This window comes from Vibrio thalassae (assembly GCF_900089835.1).
Lineage (GTDB): Bacteria > Pseudomonadota > Gammaproteobacteria > Enterobacterales > Vibrionaceae > Vibrio > Vibrio thalassae.
The window spans coordinates 11,711-27,514 of the sequence record NZ_OANU01000037.1; the positions used below are offsets into that span (position 1 = coordinate 11,711).

At 45.5% G+C, this 15,804-nt stretch carries 15 protein-coding genes; 11 read left to right on the forward strand and 4 right to left on the reverse strand.

Annotated elements, in window-relative coordinates:
* The first annotated feature begins 52 nt into the window (after positions 1-52).
* Both trkA and VTH8203_RS12460 read left to right on the forward strand, forming a co-directional pair.
* Positions 53-1,429: a Trk system potassium transporter TrkA gene (gene trkA / locus VTH8203_RS12455; RefSeq protein WP_096993962.1), complete on the forward strand. Its 1,377-nt coding sequence runs from the start codon at positions 53-55 to the stop codon at positions 1,427-1,429.
* Positions 1,430-1,438: 9 nt separating this feature from the next.
* Complete coding sequence (locus tag VTH8203_RS12460) at positions 1,439-2,884, forward strand: TrkH family potassium uptake protein (protein ID WP_096993963.1); 1,446 nt, start codon at positions 1,439-1,441, stop codon at positions 2,882-2,884.
* Here VTH8203_RS12460 and trhA read toward each other — a convergent pair.
* Together trhA and VTH8203_RS12470 are read right to left on the reverse strand one after the other, a co-directional pair.
* Positions 2,881-3,534 (reverse strand): PAQR family membrane homeostasis protein TrhA, encoded by a 654-nt coding sequence (gene trhA / locus VTH8203_RS12465; protein ID WP_096993964.1) that lies wholly within the window; start codon positions 3,532-3,534, stop codon positions 2,881-2,883. The genes VTH8203_RS12460 and trhA overlap by 4 nt on opposite strands.
* A 68-nt stretch (positions 3,535-3,602) precedes the next feature.
* Positions 3,603-4,403, reverse strand: coding sequence for a sporulation protein (locus VTH8203_RS12470; RefSeq protein ID WP_096993965.1), 801 nt, complete (start codon positions 4,401-4,403; stop codon positions 3,603-3,605).
* Positions 4,404-4,705: 302 nt separating this feature from the next.
* On the opposite strand from VTH8203_RS12470, the gene VTH8203_RS24775 reads away from it, so the two are divergent.
* From VTH8203_RS24775 to VTH8203_RS12495, 5 genes are all read left to right on the forward strand, one after another.
* On the forward strand, positions 4,706-4,873 hold the full coding sequence (locus tag VTH8203_RS24775; protein WP_096993966.1) for a hypothetical protein: 168 nt from the start codon (positions 4,706-4,708) through the stop codon (positions 4,871-4,873).
* 116 nt (positions 4,874-4,989) lie between these two features.
* A complete protein-coding gene (locus tag VTH8203_RS12480) occupies positions 4,990-5,256 on the forward strand; it encodes a YihD family protein (protein ID WP_096993967.1) in 267 nt (88 codons plus the stop codon).
* A 215-nt stretch (positions 5,257-5,471) separates the two neighbouring features.
* Positions 5,472-6,890, forward strand: a complete 1,419-nt coding sequence (ccoG, locus tag VTH8203_RS12485) for a cytochrome c oxidase accessory protein CcoG (RefSeq protein WP_096993968.1) — start codon at positions 5,472-5,474, stop codon at positions 6,888-6,890.
* A 61-nt stretch (positions 6,891-6,951) separates the two neighbouring features.
* The gene (locus VTH8203_RS12490) at positions 6,952-7,935 is read left to right on the forward strand and encodes a serine/threonine protein kinase (protein WP_096993969.1); all 984 of its coding nucleotides are present in this window, start codon (positions 6,952-6,954) and stop codon (positions 7,933-7,935) included.
* Between the two features lie 50 nt (positions 7,936-7,985).
* Positions 7,986-8,585, forward strand: a complete 600-nt coding sequence (locus VTH8203_RS12495) for a thiol:disulfide interchange protein DsbA/DsbL (RefSeq protein ID WP_096993970.1) — start codon at positions 7,986-7,988, stop codon at positions 8,583-8,585.
* Between the two features lie 41 nt (positions 8,586-8,626).
* Here the strand turns inward: VTH8203_RS12495 and yihG are convergent, their stop codons facing one another.
* Positions 8,627-9,511, reverse strand: a complete 885-nt coding sequence (yihG, locus tag VTH8203_RS12500) for a 1-acylglycerol-3-phosphate O-acyltransferase, YihG family (protein WP_096993971.1) — start codon at positions 9,509-9,511, stop codon at positions 8,627-8,629.
* A 199-nt stretch (positions 9,512-9,710) separates the two neighbouring features.
* On the opposite strand from yihG, the gene VTH8203_RS12505 reads away from it, so the two are divergent.
* Positions 9,711-10,697 (forward strand): DUF2860 domain-containing protein, encoded by a 987-nt coding sequence (locus VTH8203_RS12505; RefSeq protein ID WP_096993972.1) that lies wholly within the window; start codon positions 9,711-9,713, stop codon positions 10,695-10,697.
* 196 nt (positions 10,698-10,893) lie between these two features.
* On the opposite strand, the gene VTH8203_RS12510 is transcribed toward VTH8203_RS12505, so the two are convergent.
* On the reverse strand, positions 10,894-12,417 hold the full coding sequence (locus tag VTH8203_RS12510) for a YifB family Mg chelatase-like AAA ATPase (RefSeq protein WP_096993973.1): 1,524 nt from the start codon (positions 12,415-12,417) through the stop codon (positions 10,894-10,896).
* A gap of 485 nt (positions 12,418-12,902) precedes the next feature.
* Here VTH8203_RS12510 and ilvG point away from each other — a divergent pair, with 485 nt between their 5' ends.
* The 3 genes from ilvG to VTH8203_RS12525 are packed head-to-tail and all read left to right on the forward strand — an operon-like array spanning position 12,903 to position 15,797.
* Complete coding sequence (gene ilvG, locus VTH8203_RS12515; protein WP_096993974.1) at positions 12,903-14,549, forward strand: acetolactate synthase 2 catalytic subunit; 1,647 nt, start codon at positions 12,903-12,905, stop codon at positions 14,547-14,549.
* Entirely contained in the window at positions 14,549-14,851 is a 303-nt protein-coding gene (gene ilvM, locus VTH8203_RS12520; protein ID WP_096993975.1) for an acetolactate synthase 2 small subunit, read from the forward strand. Before ilvG ends, ilvM begins: the two co-directional genes overlap by 1 nt.
* On the forward strand, positions 14,844-15,797 hold the full coding sequence (locus tag VTH8203_RS12525) for a branched-chain amino acid transaminase (RefSeq protein WP_096993976.1): 954 nt from the start codon (positions 14,844-14,846) through the stop codon (positions 15,795-15,797). The genes ilvM and VTH8203_RS12525 overlap by 8 nt, the downstream gene beginning before the upstream one ends.
* Positions 15,798-15,804 lie beyond the last annotated feature (7 nt).

A 15,804-nucleotide genomic window follows, 5' to 3' on the forward strand; every position in this document is an offset into this window, starting at 1 on the left:
ATAGTTATGCTAGTGACTCGTTAAGTCGAATTGATCAAAAGAGCGAAATGTTATGAAAATCATCATTCTTGGAGCAGGTCAAGTTGGTGGCACACTCGCAGAAAACCTTGTGGGTGAAAACAACGATATCACCATCGTCGATCGCAACAGTGACCGTTTACGGGAGCTGCAAGATAAATACGATTTGCGAGTCGTCAATGGCTACGCTAGCCACCCTGATGTATTGCGTGAAGCTGGCGCGCAAGATGCGGACATGCTGGTGGCCGTGACCAATATGGATGAAACCAACATGGCTGCGTGCCAAGTGGCCTTCTCTTTGTTCAATACACCAAACCGTGTTGCTCGAATTCGTTCACGTGAGTACCTGATTGAGAAAGAAAGCCTCTTCAATTCAGGGGCAATTCCAGTTGATCACTTGATTGCGCCAGAAGAGTTGGTGACCAGCTATATCGAGCGATTGATCCAATACCCAGGCGCGCTGCAGGTCGTCAGTTTCGCAGATGAACGAGTAAGCTTGGTTGCGGTAAAAGCCTACTATGGCGGTCCGCTCGTTGGTAATGCGTTGTCGACACTACGTGAACACATGCCACACATTGACACCCGTGTTGCGGCTATTTTCCGCCAAGGACGCCCAATTCGTCCTCAAGGCACAACCATTATTGAAGCCGACGACGAAGTCTTCTTCGTAGCCGCAAGTAACCATATTCGTTCGGTAATGAGTGAGCTACAACGCCTCGAAAAACCATATCGCCGTATCATGATTGTTGGTGGCGGTAACATCGGTGCAAGCCTTGCTAAACGTCTAGAGCAAACGTACAGCGTCAAGCTTATCGAGCGCAGTTACCAACGTGCTGAAAAGCTATCAGAAGAATTAGAGAACACCATCGTGTTCTGTGGTGATGCCGCAGATCAAGAGTTATTAACGGAAGAAAACATCGACCAAGTGGATGTATTCATCGCGCTAACCAATGAAGATGAAACCAATATCATGTCTGCGATGTTGGCGAAAAAAATGGGCGCCAAAAAGGTAATGGTACTGATTCAACGCGGTGCGTATGTTGACCTTGTACAAGGTGGCACTATTGATGTCGCAATTTCACCTCAACAAGCAACGATCTCGGCGTTGCTTACCCACGTTCGTCGTGCTGATATCGTTAACGTATCTTCGCTTCGTCGTGGCGCGGCAGAAGCCATTGAAGCCATTGCACACGGTGATGAGACCACATCGAAAGTGGTGGGCAAAGCGATTGGCGATATTAAATTACCTCCAGGCACTACCATTGGGGCGATTGTACGTGGTGAAGAGGTACTGATTGCTCACGATCGCACCGTGATTGAGCAGGATGACCACGTTGTCATGTTCCTCGTGGACAAAAAATACGTGCCTGACGTTGAGGCATTGTTCCAACCAAGTGCATTTTTCTTATAAGGCACTCTAATGGTTAACGCTCGTCCCGTTTCATTTGTTATAGGGCTAGTGCTATCAAAACTAGCCCTATTTATGTATGTACCAACACTCGTTGCTTTTTTCACAGGTACCGATGGTTTCCTTGATTTTGGTTTAGCGGTTGTTATTACCCATTTTGCCGCTTTTGTTTGCCTCTCTTTAGGGCGTACCAAAGACTTCAAACTCAGCGTGCGTGACATGTTCCTGATCACCAGTTTGGTTTGGACCATAGCCAGCGCATTTGCCGCTCTCCCTTTTGTGTTTATCAATCATATTAGTTTTACCGATGCCTACTTTGAAACTATGTCGGGTATCACTACGACAGGTTCGACCGTCCTCAGTGGTTTAGACAACATGGCACCGAGCATTCTATTATGGCGCTCACTATTGCAATGGTTGGGTGGCATTGGGTTTATTGTTATGGCGGTAGCCGTGTTACCTATGCTTAACGTGGGGGGAATGCGCCTATTCCAAACCGAATCGTCAGATTGGTCAGATAAGAGTAGTCCACGAGCCAAAACCGTCGCGAAAAATATCGTGTTGGTTTATTTAGTCCTAACCGTTTTGTGCTTGCTCGGGTATATTTTCACGGGTATGGATCTGTTCGATGCGATTAACCATTCATTCACGACGCTCTCTACTGGCGGCTATTCCACATCCGACGGCTCCATGAACCACTTTTCCGAAGGTGCTCATTGGGTTGGAACCATCTTTATGTTCTTGGGTGGGTTACCATTCCTACTCTTTGTCGCTGCCTTAACAAAACGTGACCCTAAGATACTGCTAAAAGATGCCCAAGTTCGCGGCTTCAGCTATCTATTTTTGATATCGAGCACGGTGGTCGCACTATGGCTGTTTTGGGAAGATGGCTACGCGTTAGATGATGCGTTTCGTGTCTCGATGTTTAATATCGTTTCTGTGGTGACAACAACAGGTTTTGGCTTGGAAGACTTCACCGCTTGGGGCCCGTTACCCTCGGTTATCTTTGCTTTTATGATGATGGTTGGCGCATGCTCTGGCTCTACGTCCGGCGGCATCAAAATATTCCGCTTTCAAATTGCTGTCACTTTGCTCAATAAGCAAATGATGAAACTTATTCATCCATCTGGTGTTTTTGTTCAGCGCTACAACAACCGTCCCGTCAATGACGATATCGTCCGTTCCGTTGTCGCCTTTGTGTTGATGTTTTTTGTCACCATTATCGTCATCGCTGCAGGTTTGAGTGCGATGGGGCTGGATCCAGTGACCAGTATTACAGGCTCCATAACAGCAGTGGCCAACGTGGGGCCGGGGATGGGTGATATCATAGGTCCAACCGGTAACTTTGCCCCTCTTCCTGATGCCGCTAAGTGGTTACTCAGTTTTGGTATGTTGATGGGACGTTTGGAAATTCTTACCTTGCTCGTTCTCTTCTTCCCTGCATTTTGGCGCCGCTAGACCGGCGCTACATACCAATACACTGCAAAAAAATGACAAGCGGCGCCAGCGAGCACAAACAGGTGCCAAATCGCATGATTATAAGGGATCCGTTTGTTGGCATAGAACACAACGCCTAGAGTATAAATCGCTCCGCCCAGTGCCAATAACATCAAGCCGGGAGGAGCTAAATGCTTAGCTAACTGATAGATAACAATGACCGATAACCACCCCATCACTAGATAAGTAATCAACGAAGCGCGCTTAAAACGATACACAAAGAACAGCTTCATAACGATACCAATCAGTGCCAGAGCCCAAATCACGACCATGAGTCCTATCGCTAAAGGTGTCCTGAGACTCACCAACATAAACGGTGTGTAGCTGCCGGCAATCAGTAAAAAAATGGCGCAATGATCGAAGGTTTTTAACCAGCGTTTGCTGTTAGGGTTGCCAATTGAGTGATACAAGGTTGAAGCAAGAAACAAGGTGATCATGCTAGCGCCATACAGACTCATACTGGTAATTGTCAGTGCATCGGCGTGCGCATCCAGTGCTTTTTGTAGTAGCAGCACCAAGCCAACAATGGACAGCAGTACCCCAATACCATGAGAGATACTGTTGGCCCACTCTTCACGTGTGCTATAACTAGAATTGATTACTGAGGACATTAAGGCATACTCTAAACAGATAGTGATTAAAGAGTATGCCACACTCAGCTAACATGTGTTAGCTGAAATTAGGTCGTTTGCTCTAGATAAGCTAGAACTTGCTGACCCGCTTCTTTACCAGAGAGCGAACATGGAAGCTGCATTTCTCGTTTCAACTGTCCTAATCCAATAAGACTCGAGAGCATGCCTTTTACCCCCTCTTTGTTTCTATCGATTTCAAACCACAACTTAAGCTCGTCTTCGCTGCGGTAAGCAATGATCTCAAGTTCGCGCCAGCGACCATGGTAAGGCCCTGTCGTTGGAACAAATTCAAACTCTTGAACAAACGGCATCGCAAAGCCCTTTGCCGCTTCACATTCTACCTGACGAATCCGTAGCCCTTGATCTTCTAACGCAGAGAATATGCCATCAAGTAGAGGATCAGGGCGCACTGTCAGCATGTCTTTGTCGGTTGGATCGGCAGCCAAGGCGATATCTAGCCCGGTTTCCAACCATACTTTAGAGTCGCCAATCGTAACTGGTGTATTCCAAGGTACATCGAGCTCCACTTCAAAATCTCGAGTTTCTCCAGGCTCAATGGTGAACGTATAAGGCAACTTCCACGTTTGCAGTGCAAAGGTTTTTGATACTCGCTTCTTCGGTGTTCCTGGTTGATTGCTGTTATTGTGATTGCTACGTGCCACCTCATCGATGTAGCGACAACAAAGCCTCATATTGATGTTATCCACTGTCTGAGCAGTTTTGCCACCGTATACATGAATCGTGACTTTGGCTGTTTCACCCGGGTAGAGGTACTCTTGGTGAAGAACAGAATCCACTCGCGCGGCGCCAATACCAAAACTTGCTAAGGTTTTCTTAAAAAAAGACATACGCACATCCATTTATATCCCGAGGTAGTGCTACCGTTTTATCGCAATTTGGTAGAGAAAACAAATATCCGACGCACAAATGCACTGTAGAAAAAACAACCAAACAATTCACCCTAAACTATCGAATCCACACAAACTTGATGGTATTCTATGCACGATATGCATGCATATCGTTATTCCTGATTGTTTATTTGGAGTGACATAAGTCAAAAAAGAGTGACATTGAAGGTCATTTCAATGTTCTCATAAGCAATCAGGCCATTAGATTGGCAATGGAATTGCCTGACTTGTTAGGTTAAAAAATGCGCCCAACTCCCGTCAGGTTTTCGTACTCAAATAATGGTGCGTCGCGTCGTCGCAGTGGTTTCACTTCTGCTCTTGTCGCGAAAAACATCGCCCCTTCAATGACGCTTGTTGAGCCTAGTGTTCCTTCAACACCAGCTCCAACTAAAGTTGTTAAAGCGGCATAATAAAAAGCGCAGTCACCCTGCGCTTTTTTTTGTGTCCAATTCCTTCATATATTGGTATTAGCCCTGATTTTTGGTACTTTTACTCAAAAATACTTATAAATATTGTGGAGAAAGTTATGAAGTGCCACCGCGTTAATGAACTGATTGAGTTAATACACCCAGAATGGCAAAAAGAACCAGACCTTAACTTGCTGGAATTCATTGTAAAATTGTCTGACGAAGCAGGATACAAAGGTAAGCTTGAAGAGCTGACAGACGATGTGCTGATCTATCACCTTAAAATGCGTAATAGCGAGAAAGACGAAATGATTCCGGGATTAGCCAAAGATCAAGAGGACGATTTCAAAACCGCCCTACTGAAGGCTCGCGGCATCATCAAATAACCAAATATTCTAAAAACGACTCTCTAAGGGTCGCTTTTTATATGAGGCGACGCTAATTTTGTTGTTAAAGGTTGATAGCGTTAAAGAAATAAAATTGTTATCAGGGTTATAATCGCTGGGTTTTAATACTGCGTACAGAACAAAGAGTCGCAGCAATGTCGGAATAGATAGAGTGCGTCAAAACGCACCGTCAGCCCTAGAAGGACAGCCTCAGCATGAGTCAGGATAAGATTGACGTAAAGGATGTAACACCCAAAACGTTCAACCCCAAAACCCACAAAGGTAACGGCGATCGATTTAACCCCAGCAATCGCATCTACGTTCGTGAAAGTAAAGGCACCTTTCAAAAACTTAGACGCTACGGCGGCTGGTTTTTACTCCTATTGTTCGCACTGGTACCTTGGATACCTTATGGCGAGAGACAAGCGGTATTGCTTGATATTGGTAATCAGCAATTTAACTTTTTTGGCACCACACTTTATCCGCAAGATCTCACTCTACTCGCGTTACTGTTTATGGTGGCCGCGTTTGGCCTGTTTTTTATCACCACGTTTTTAGGTCGAGTATGGTGTGGCTACTTATGTCCACAGACCGTCTGGACCTTTATGTACATCTGGTTTGAAGAAAAGTTAGAAGGCAGCGCCAACAAACGACGCAAGCAAGACAGCGGAAAACTCAGTCCCAATCTCATAGTACGTAAAGGCCTTAAGCATGTTGCTTGGTTAGCGATTGCATTAGCAACTGGCTTTACCTTTACCGGTTATTTTGTACCAATTGGTGCGCTCGTTAGCGACTTTTTCACCTTAAATGCCAGCTTCTGGCCCGTATTCTGGGTGCTGTTTTTTGCCGGTTGTACATACGCGAATGCTGGCTGGATGCGCTCTATCATGTGTATTCATATGTGCCCTTACGCTCGTTTCCAGTCGGCCATGTTTGATAAGGACACCTTTATAGTTGGCTACAACAGTCAACGAGGTGAAACTCGCGGTCCACGCTCTCGTAAAGCGGATCCCAAAACGCTGGGCTTAGGTGACTGTATTGACTGTGATCTTTGTGTGCAAGTGTGCCCAACAGGCATCGATATTCGTGATGGCTTGCAGTACGAATGCATCAACTGCGGCGCTTGTATTGACGCGTGTGATAAGACCATGGACAGAATGGGTTATGAGAAAGGCCTAATCAGCTACACCACCGAGCACCGCCTCTCAGGTAAACACACTAAAGTCATGCGACCAAAGCTGCTAGGCTATGGCTCGGTATTACTGGTGATGATTGCCCTGTTCTTTGTGCAGATTTCGGCCGTCGACCCCGCGGGGCTGAGTGTTCTTAGGGATCGTAACCAACTGTTTAGAGTTAACAGTGATGGTCTGGTTGAGAATACCTACACCTTGAAGGTCATCAATAAAACACAACAAAAGCAACAATATACGCTCAGTGTTTCTGGACTAGAAAATGCAACTTGGTATGGACGACAAACCATCTCCGTTGAGCCGGGAGAAGTTTACAACCTACCAATCAGCTTAGGTGCCGATCCAGAGCAACTCAGTTCACCTGTGTCGACAATTCAGTTTATACTGAACGACAACAATGACTTCTCAACAGAAGTAGAGAGTCGATTTATTAAGAAGCTCTAACCGATGCGTTAGCTACCTATTACAGGAAAAGGGCTCAGTAATGAGTCCTTTTATTTTATACATGACAGATAAAGCCTTTAACTTTGATGCTCTCACTCCCGATTTCATGTGGTATGCCTTAGAAAGCATAGGTGTTCGAGCTGAGTCAGGTTTGCTTGCGCTTAACAGCTACGAAAACCGCGTTTACCAATTCACTGACGAAGATAGAAAGCGCTTTGTGGTCAAGTTTTATAGACCACAACGTTGGAGCCGTGAACAGATCCAAGAAGAGCACGATTTTTCCAATGAGTTGGTCGACAACGACGTGCCGATTGCGGCACCGCTATCGATTAACGGAGAGACCATTCATGAGTATCAAGGTTATCTATTTACTTTGTTCAATAGCGAAGGTGGCCGCCAGTTTGAGGTCGATAACTTAGAACAACTAGAATGGGTCGGACGATTTATGGGCCGCATCCACCAAGTTGGTGCAAAGAAGAACTTTATTCACCGCCCAACTATTGGTCTGGAAGAGTACGTGTATCAACCAAGAAAACTGTTACAGTCGTCCACATTCATCCCTGCGCATTTAGAAAATGCTTTTTTTAGTGATTTAGATTTGTTGATCTCGCAAATTGAAGCGCATTGGCAATCTAGTGAAACCATTCGTCTACATGGTGACTGCCACCCAGGCAACATACTTTGGCGTGACGGCCCTATGTTTGTCGATCTAGACGATGCTCGTAATGGGCCTGCAATTCAAGATCTATGGATGTTGCTCAATGGTGATCGCCAGGACAAGATGATGCAACTTGATGTTCTGTTAGAGGGATATCAAGAATTTAGTGACCTAGCGAACGATCAATTGAAACTAATTGAGCCTTTACGCGGTCTACGTATGGTGCACTACATGGCTTGGCTAGCGAAACGCTGGCATGATCCGGCCTTTCCACAGGCCTTTCCTTGGTTCAATGATGCCAAATATTGGGAAGGACAAGTGCTAGGTTTTAAAGAGCAGATAGCCGCGCTGAATGAAAAGCCACTTTCATTACAACCGCAGTGGTGACAAACTATTCCCATTCCTGTTAAGGATTTGTTTTACACATGGAGAAAATAATGAAAAAAATCATCGCATTATTTGCGACGCTTCTAGTCAGTCTGGGAGTAAGTGCAGCACAATTTCAAGAAGGTACACATTACAAAGTCCTCGATTTAGAAAAGTCCTCTAAACCTATCGTTACTGAGTATTTTTCTTTCTACTGCCCACACTGCAACAGTTTCGAGCCTATCATTGCTCAGCTTAAGAAAAAGATTCCTGCCGATGCTAAGTTGCAAAAGAACCACGTTTCGTTTATGGGCGGCAACATGGGCCTTTCAATGAGTAAAGCTTACGCAACGATGGTGGCGTTAAAGATTGAAGACAAGATGGTGCCTGTTATGTTTAACCGCATTCATAACATGAACAAACCGCCTCGCAATGATGAAGAACTGCGTCAAATCTTCTTAGATGAAGGCGTGGACGCGAAGAAGTTTGATGCCGCATTTAACGGCTTTGCTGTAGATTCTATGGTACGTCGTTTTGATAAACAGTTTAAAGATAGCGGACTATCCGGCGTTCCTGCGGTTATCGTCAACAACAAGTACCTAGTCGAAGCTGGTGGCATTCAGTCTCTAGATGAGTACTTTGAGCTAGTGAACTTCTTACTGAAGAAGTAGTCTCGATTGAGTTAAAAAACGAGCGAATATCGCTCGTTTTTTTATTTGGTATGAATATCTTTCAACGTTTGGTCTTTCTGCCGCCAGACATCGCCTAACCATTTTTGGAAGTCCCGCTTATAACGTTTATCGTTGAAGTAATCTCCCAGTACCTGATCATCGACAGGTAACACCCTCACTTTTACAACGATCCTGTTCATTTTCCCCATTAACGCGTCTTTGAAAGGTTGGTCCGTGTTGTCTGGGTAAGCAAGGGTCACGTCAATAATGGTCTCGAACTGATCTCCCATCGCCGCCAACGTATAAGCAATACCACCCGATTTTGGCTGAAGTAGGTACTCATACCCTGCACGGCCTCGGGCTTGCTTTTCAGCCGTAAAACGAGTCCCCTCCACATAGTTAACGACCGTTGTCGGGGTATCTTTGAATTTGGCGCAAGAGCGTCTTGTCGTCGCTAAGTCTTGTCCGCGCTTTTCTGGATGCCGAATTAAGTACTCGCGTGAGTAACGCTTCATAAATGGCATATCTAAAGCCCAACACGCCATACCGAGAAACGGAACATACAATAGTTGCTGCTTTAAAAAGAACTTGGGCATTGGAATAGTATCTTTAAAAACACTGCAGAGCACCACGATGTCAGTCCAACTCAAATGGTTGCTGATCATCAAATACCAACCATCCTTATTGAGACAATCTACCCCTTCTACTTGCCATTGTAATTTACGGTTTACCAGATGAATAATTCCGTGGTTACACGTCGCCCACAACCACATAAATCGGTTCGCTAAAGATGTGCACAGCCGCTGTAACGGTTTTATGGGCAGCAGAAACTTCAAGAGGCCAAACCCAAGGATAGGAATAGAACAAAATGCGGTATTAATAATTACCAGAGAGGCACTAACAATAAAAAGTAGGTATCCAAGCATAACCAACTATCTATGATTCTTTTGTAACAATTTTATGGCGGTTAATTGTACAAGCCAGACCATCTGTTGCAATGGTTTTATCATTGGTCTGATTTGTGTTGTAACTCATAGAAAACAAGCTTATTCTGAACTAATAACATAGCATAAACATATAATTACATTCTCGACCAAAATAATCAGAATATGATGAGGATCCGTTATGAAAACGACATGGAGTGTCTTGGCAGTGTCGCTTGGTCTTATCTCACAGAGTGCAGTGGCTAAGTTAGGTGAAAGCAACGGCTTTAGTGGTGAAATTGCATTGAATGCGGCTTACGCAAGTAAAACATCAAATCTTACTAACACTGACGATGAGTTTCGTAAATACACAGGCGGTCAACAAGAAGATAGCGGCGCATTGGTGCTACCCTTGGGTAGTCTTCAATACACATTTGGCTCGCAGTCCACTCATCAATTGTTTTTAGGTACCTCACGCGCTGACATTGCCGTTGGTACCGTCGCACTTGAAGCGGGTTACAAGCATCTCTTTAGTGATAGAACCAAAGTCAGTATTTCTTTCTTGCCAACTATTTTAGAAGGCAAAGTCTGGCAAGACCCTTACACCATGGATGCTCGCCAAACAACGAAAGAAAACGGCAACGCTTATCGTCTCCAAATAGACAACATTGCCGGATCATTATTCAGCTTGGACCTTGCTTACGGTAAACGCGAACTGGATGAGGAACGCTCTGGTACGGGGGTTCCAATCTTGTCGCCACAGGAGGCGCAACTACTCAATCGTAACGCCGATATCCTCTACGGCAAGTTCAAAATGATGCTACCCGTAAACCGACAAGTATTGCTTTATCCCGCCCTAATTTATACCCAGCAGGATGCTGATGGCAATGCCATGAAACACAATACCTATGGCGCTGAATTGTCATCATTTATGTCGTTTGGCAACCATAAACTAGCACTAACCTTGGGCTATTTGAAACGTGATTACGATGCATCAAACCCTCTCTTTGACCAAACCCGTAAAGATGATGAATGGAAAGCTTTTCTAGCCTATGAATATCCAGGAATTTTCTATTCCAATGACGTATCACTGGTTGCTTTTGCTGGTGCCGCTAATAGCGATTCCAACATCGACTTCTACGATGAGAAAGATTGGATCACCGCCGTCGGCCTAAGCTGGAAATTCTAATAAGCTCCAAGCACATCCATTCCCTTATACATGGCTTGGCAACGTAGTTTGCTAAGCCATTTTTTCGCTCAGACTCATCGTGTTGATGAAAAGTACGGCGCATTTTTGGCTTATGAATATCTTTGTTTGTGGAATGTTGATTCGTTGTCTTTTATCTCTCTTTCGGGCTATAACGCAACGGATTCCTCTATTGCCTCTAAACCGATTGCGCCGTCAACTGCTTTAATAATCGATCCATCGCCCGATAACCTAACGCTTCTGCTAAATGAACTCTTTGGATATTCTGTTCATTGGCAAGATCAGCAATCGTACGAGCTACTTTGATAATTCGATGATAGGCGCGTACCGATAATCCCAATCGATGTAGTGCATTTTCGAGAAACTCAGCGTCGGTTTTTTGTAAATGGCAGAAGTCCTCAATCTCACCACTATGTAGCAGCGCGTTAACCTTGCCACTTCGACTTAACATGATATCCCGAGCTTGATGAACACGCTGTCGTACTACGTGCGTCGATTCACCTCGTTCCCCTCCCTCTGACAACGTCCCTTTCGGTAACGACGGTATTTCGATCGACATATCAAACCTGTCGAGTAATGGTCCCGATAATCGACTTAAATAACGCAAGATAAGTTGTGGATTGGTACGAGACTGATTGCCCTCATAGTAACCTGTAGGACTGGGGTTCAACGCACCAACAAGCTGGAATCGCGCCGGAAAACGCGTCTTACCTTGCGCACGTGAAATGATAATTTCTCCGGACTCAAGTGGCTCACGCAACGAATCCAATACTTTCCTTTCAAATTCAGGCATCTCATCTAGGAACAAAAGCCCATTGTGTGCCAACGAAATTTCTCCAGGTCTCGGTATGGACCCGCCGCCAACTAATGCGGCCATCGAACTGGAATGATGTGGAGCACGAAAAGGTCGTGTTTTCCAATTCTCTTCATTGATTTCTTGTTGCGTGAGCGACGCGACCGATGCGGTTTCCATCGCTTCTTGCTCACTCATTTCCGGTAGCAAGTCACACAACCGCGACGCCAACATGGTTTTTCCTGTTCCTGGTGGGCCAAGAAAAAGCAGGTTGTGGTTACCTGCCGCTGCAATCTCTAGTGCACGCTTTCCCTGCTGCTGACCGATAATGTCTTGAAGATCGCGAGTTTTGAGTGCCATTTTGTTTGGTTTGGTGTCGGTATACAGAGACAACGCTTGCTGTCCCATTAAGTACGCACATACCTCTAACAGTCCTGAAGCGGATTTGTGGTCATCTCGACCGACTAGCGCTGCTTGATTCCCATTGCCTTCTGGCACCACCAAACATCGACCGCTTTTATTCGCCGCCAATGCAGCTGGCAACACACCTTTTACAACTCTCAGCTCTCCCGACAGTGCCAACTCCCCAACAAATTCATGAGCAAGCAATTTATCATGCGGTAACTGTTCAGATGCTGCCAAAATGCCTAACGCAATAGGAAGATCAAACCGCCCTCCCTCTTTAGGCAGATCCGCAGGAGCAAGATTTACCGTAATCCTTTTGGCAGGAAATTCGAAGCGAGAATTGATGATTGCACTGCGAACTCTGTCTTTTGATTCCTTGACTGTGGTTTCAGGAAGTCCTACCAGTGTAAAGCCTGGCATGCCGTTACTGATATGGACTTCAACCGTTACCAGTGGAGCTTCAACACCAACGCTCGCTCGACTATAAATAATCGATAATCCCATGAAATCCCTTTTTCCTTCCGACTTCTCTCACTTAGATGGTTAAAAGTCAGAGTTTTATATATACCCTATGTTATACAGCCACATTTAATGCTGAGTAAATGTGAAAAAAGTATGATTTTTTGCTTGTCAGGTAACAGAAATTTGTGATACCACTAGTGACGCAAACATTTTCGTTAGAATTAACGCAACGATTTAGAAACAAGATAATGACTTTTAACGCTCACTCTCACACTCTGATTAGCCTGATTATTGTGGTCCTGATTGGTACTACACGGGGGCATGTGGGCGGAAAATAACCACGAGATTCAAAAAAACCCCCGCACTGAAAAGTCCGGGGGTTTTTTTACAAACTCAAAATATAAATTTGATAATGATCACTCATAGAAACCTCACTCGGTGGAAATGATAGGAAGAAATGGAGCACACCATGTGCAATCGAACGACAAATGGTCACGACAGCAAGCGTGACAATCAAGGAGGCTATAATGACAGGTGCTGAATTAGTTGTAGCCGCATTGAAGCAGCAAGGTATTGAAACGGTTTTTGGTTATCCTGGCGGGGCCATCATGCCAATCTACGATGCTTTGTACGATGGTGGGGTTGAACATATCCTTTGCCGACACGAACAAGGCGCCGCAATGGCAGCCATAGGATTGGCAAGAGCCACTAAAGACGTTGCAGTTTGTATGGCCACCTCCGGCCCCGGCGCCACCAACCTAGTAACCGGCCTTGCCGATGCTTTCCTCGATTCCATCCCCCTAGTCGCTATCACTGGTCAAGTCGCCAGTTCCCACATCGGTACCGATGCATTCCAAGAAATGGATGTCATTGGTATGTCACTCTCCTGTACTAAGCATAGCTATCTAGTCACAGAGATTGAAGAACTCGCCCCAACCCTTGCCGAAGCATTTGAAGTTGCCAAAACAGGCAGACCCGGACCTGTTATTGTCGATATTGCTAAAGATGTCCAACTTGCTAATGCTCCGGTCGATGTCCTACCACCTTTCACACCACCAGCAATGCCGGTCGCATCACAAGAGCAGATTCAATTAGCACAGCAGTTGCTTGATCAGAGCTCTCGCCCGGTTCTTTATGTGGGTGGAGGAGTGCAACTTGCCCATGCTACCGAGTCTGTTCGTGAATTTTTACGACTCAATCCTATGCCTAGTGTCAGCACACTCAAAGGCTTGGGAACGATAGAAAGACACAATCCCCACTACTTAGGCATGTTGGGCATGCACGGAACAAAAGCCGCAAACTTAGTCGTTCAAGAATGTGACCTTTTGATCGTGGTTGGTGCTCGTTTTGATGACCGAGTGACAGGAAAACTGGATACCTTTGCCCCTCATGCCAAAGTGATTCATATCGATATTGATGCCGCAGAATTCAACAAGCTCAGAAAAGCTCATGCCGCACTTCGTGGTGACATCAATGTCATATTGCCACAGCTTGAAATGTCGAAAGATATTGCCTCTTGGGCACATCATAGCGAAAGCTTACGTGACGGCTTTAAGTGGCGTTATGACCATCCTGGTGACTTAATTTTCGCTCCGCTACTTCTGAAGCAGCTATCCGATATGATGCCAGATTCATCAATTGTATCGACAGATGTGGGCCAGCATCAAATGTGGGCAGCACAACACATCCAACCGAGGTTGCCAGAGAACTTCATTACTTCAGCAGGGCTCGGCACTATGGGCTTTGGCCTTCCTGCCGCTATGGGAGCAGCTGTCGGTTGCCCTGAAGACCAATCCATATTAATTACTGGTGACGGTTCATTCATGATGAATGTTCAAGAGCTAGGCACACTGAAGCGCCGACAAATACCCGTCAAAATTGTGCTGTTAAATAACCAACGTCTTGGTATGGTTAGACAGTGGCAGTCACTGTTTTTTGATGGTCGACACAGCGAAACGATTTTGGATGATAACCCTGACTTTGTCATGCTTGCTAAAGCATTCGATATCCCAGGAAAAACCATCACTCGCAAAGAAGAAGTCGAGCCTGCGCTCAAAGAAATGCTAGAGAGCAAAACCGCGTACATGCTTCATGTGTTGATAGATGAAGAAGAAAACGTATGGCCTTTGGTTCCACCAGGCGCCTCAAATAGTGACATGTTGGAGAATACCTAATGGACAGATATTTACTAGACATCAAAGCCGATGACAAACCTGTCTTACTAGAGCGCGTTTTGCGCGTCATTCGCCATCGTGGCTTTATCATTAAACAAGTGGCTGCAACACAAAACCATGAAAGTAAGATTGCCAGTGTTGAGATCATTGTTGATAGCAATCGTCCTATCACGACGTTAATCAACCAGATTGAGAAGCTTTGGGATATTCGCACCATTGAGGTGACAGAGCTTAAACACAACGAACTGACCAATCATAACCTACAAGAACAAATGCATAAGGAAGGAATGCTAAATGGCTAAAAGTACAGCAGATTTTATTTGGTTTAATGGTGAGATGGTTCCATGGGCTGAGGCGAACGTTCACGTCTTAACTCATGCAATGCACTATGGTACTTCTGTTTTTGAAGGGGTTCGTTGTTATAACACGCCTAATGGTCCTGTCGTGTTCCGTCATCCAGAGCATGCCAAGCGCCTGAAAGATTCCGCTAAAATTTACCGCTTCCCAATTCCTTATACTGAAGAAGAAATCATGGAAGCGACCCGTGAAACGCTACGCCAGAATAAGCTTGAATCCGCTTATATTCGCCCATTGGGTTTTGTCGGTAATGTTGGTTTGGGGGTTTGTCCTCCAGAAGGCACACAAATGGAACTCATCATCGCTGCTTTCCCTTGGGGCTCTTACCTAGGTGAAGAAGCACTGGCAAACGGTGTTGATGCGATGATCTCAAGTTGGAACCGCGCCGCACCCAATACCATTCCGACCGCTGCAAAAGCAGGTGGTAACTACCTTTCTTCATTGCTGGTTGGCGGTGAAGCGCGTCGTCACGGCTATGACGAGGGCATCGCTCTTAGCGTTGATGGTTACCTATCAGAAGGGGCTGGTGAGAACATTTTTGTAGTCAAAGATGGTGTTATCACAACTCCACCAGCAACCAGCGCCATCCTACCGGGCATCACACGCGACTCGATCATGACGATTGCAAAAGATATGGGCTACGACGTTCGTGAAGCTAATATTGCTCGTGAAGCACTTTACCTCGCAGACGAGGTATTTATGACCGGCACCGCCGCTGAAATCGTTCCGGTACGCAGCATTGATAAAATCGATGTTGGCACAGGTAAACGCGGTCCAATTACCAAAGTTATGCAAGACGCGTATTTTGGCTTATTCAATGGCACCACTGAAGATAAGTGGGGCTGGCTAGATTACGTATACCCAGAACAAAACCCAGCATCAGCAAAATAAGGAAGAA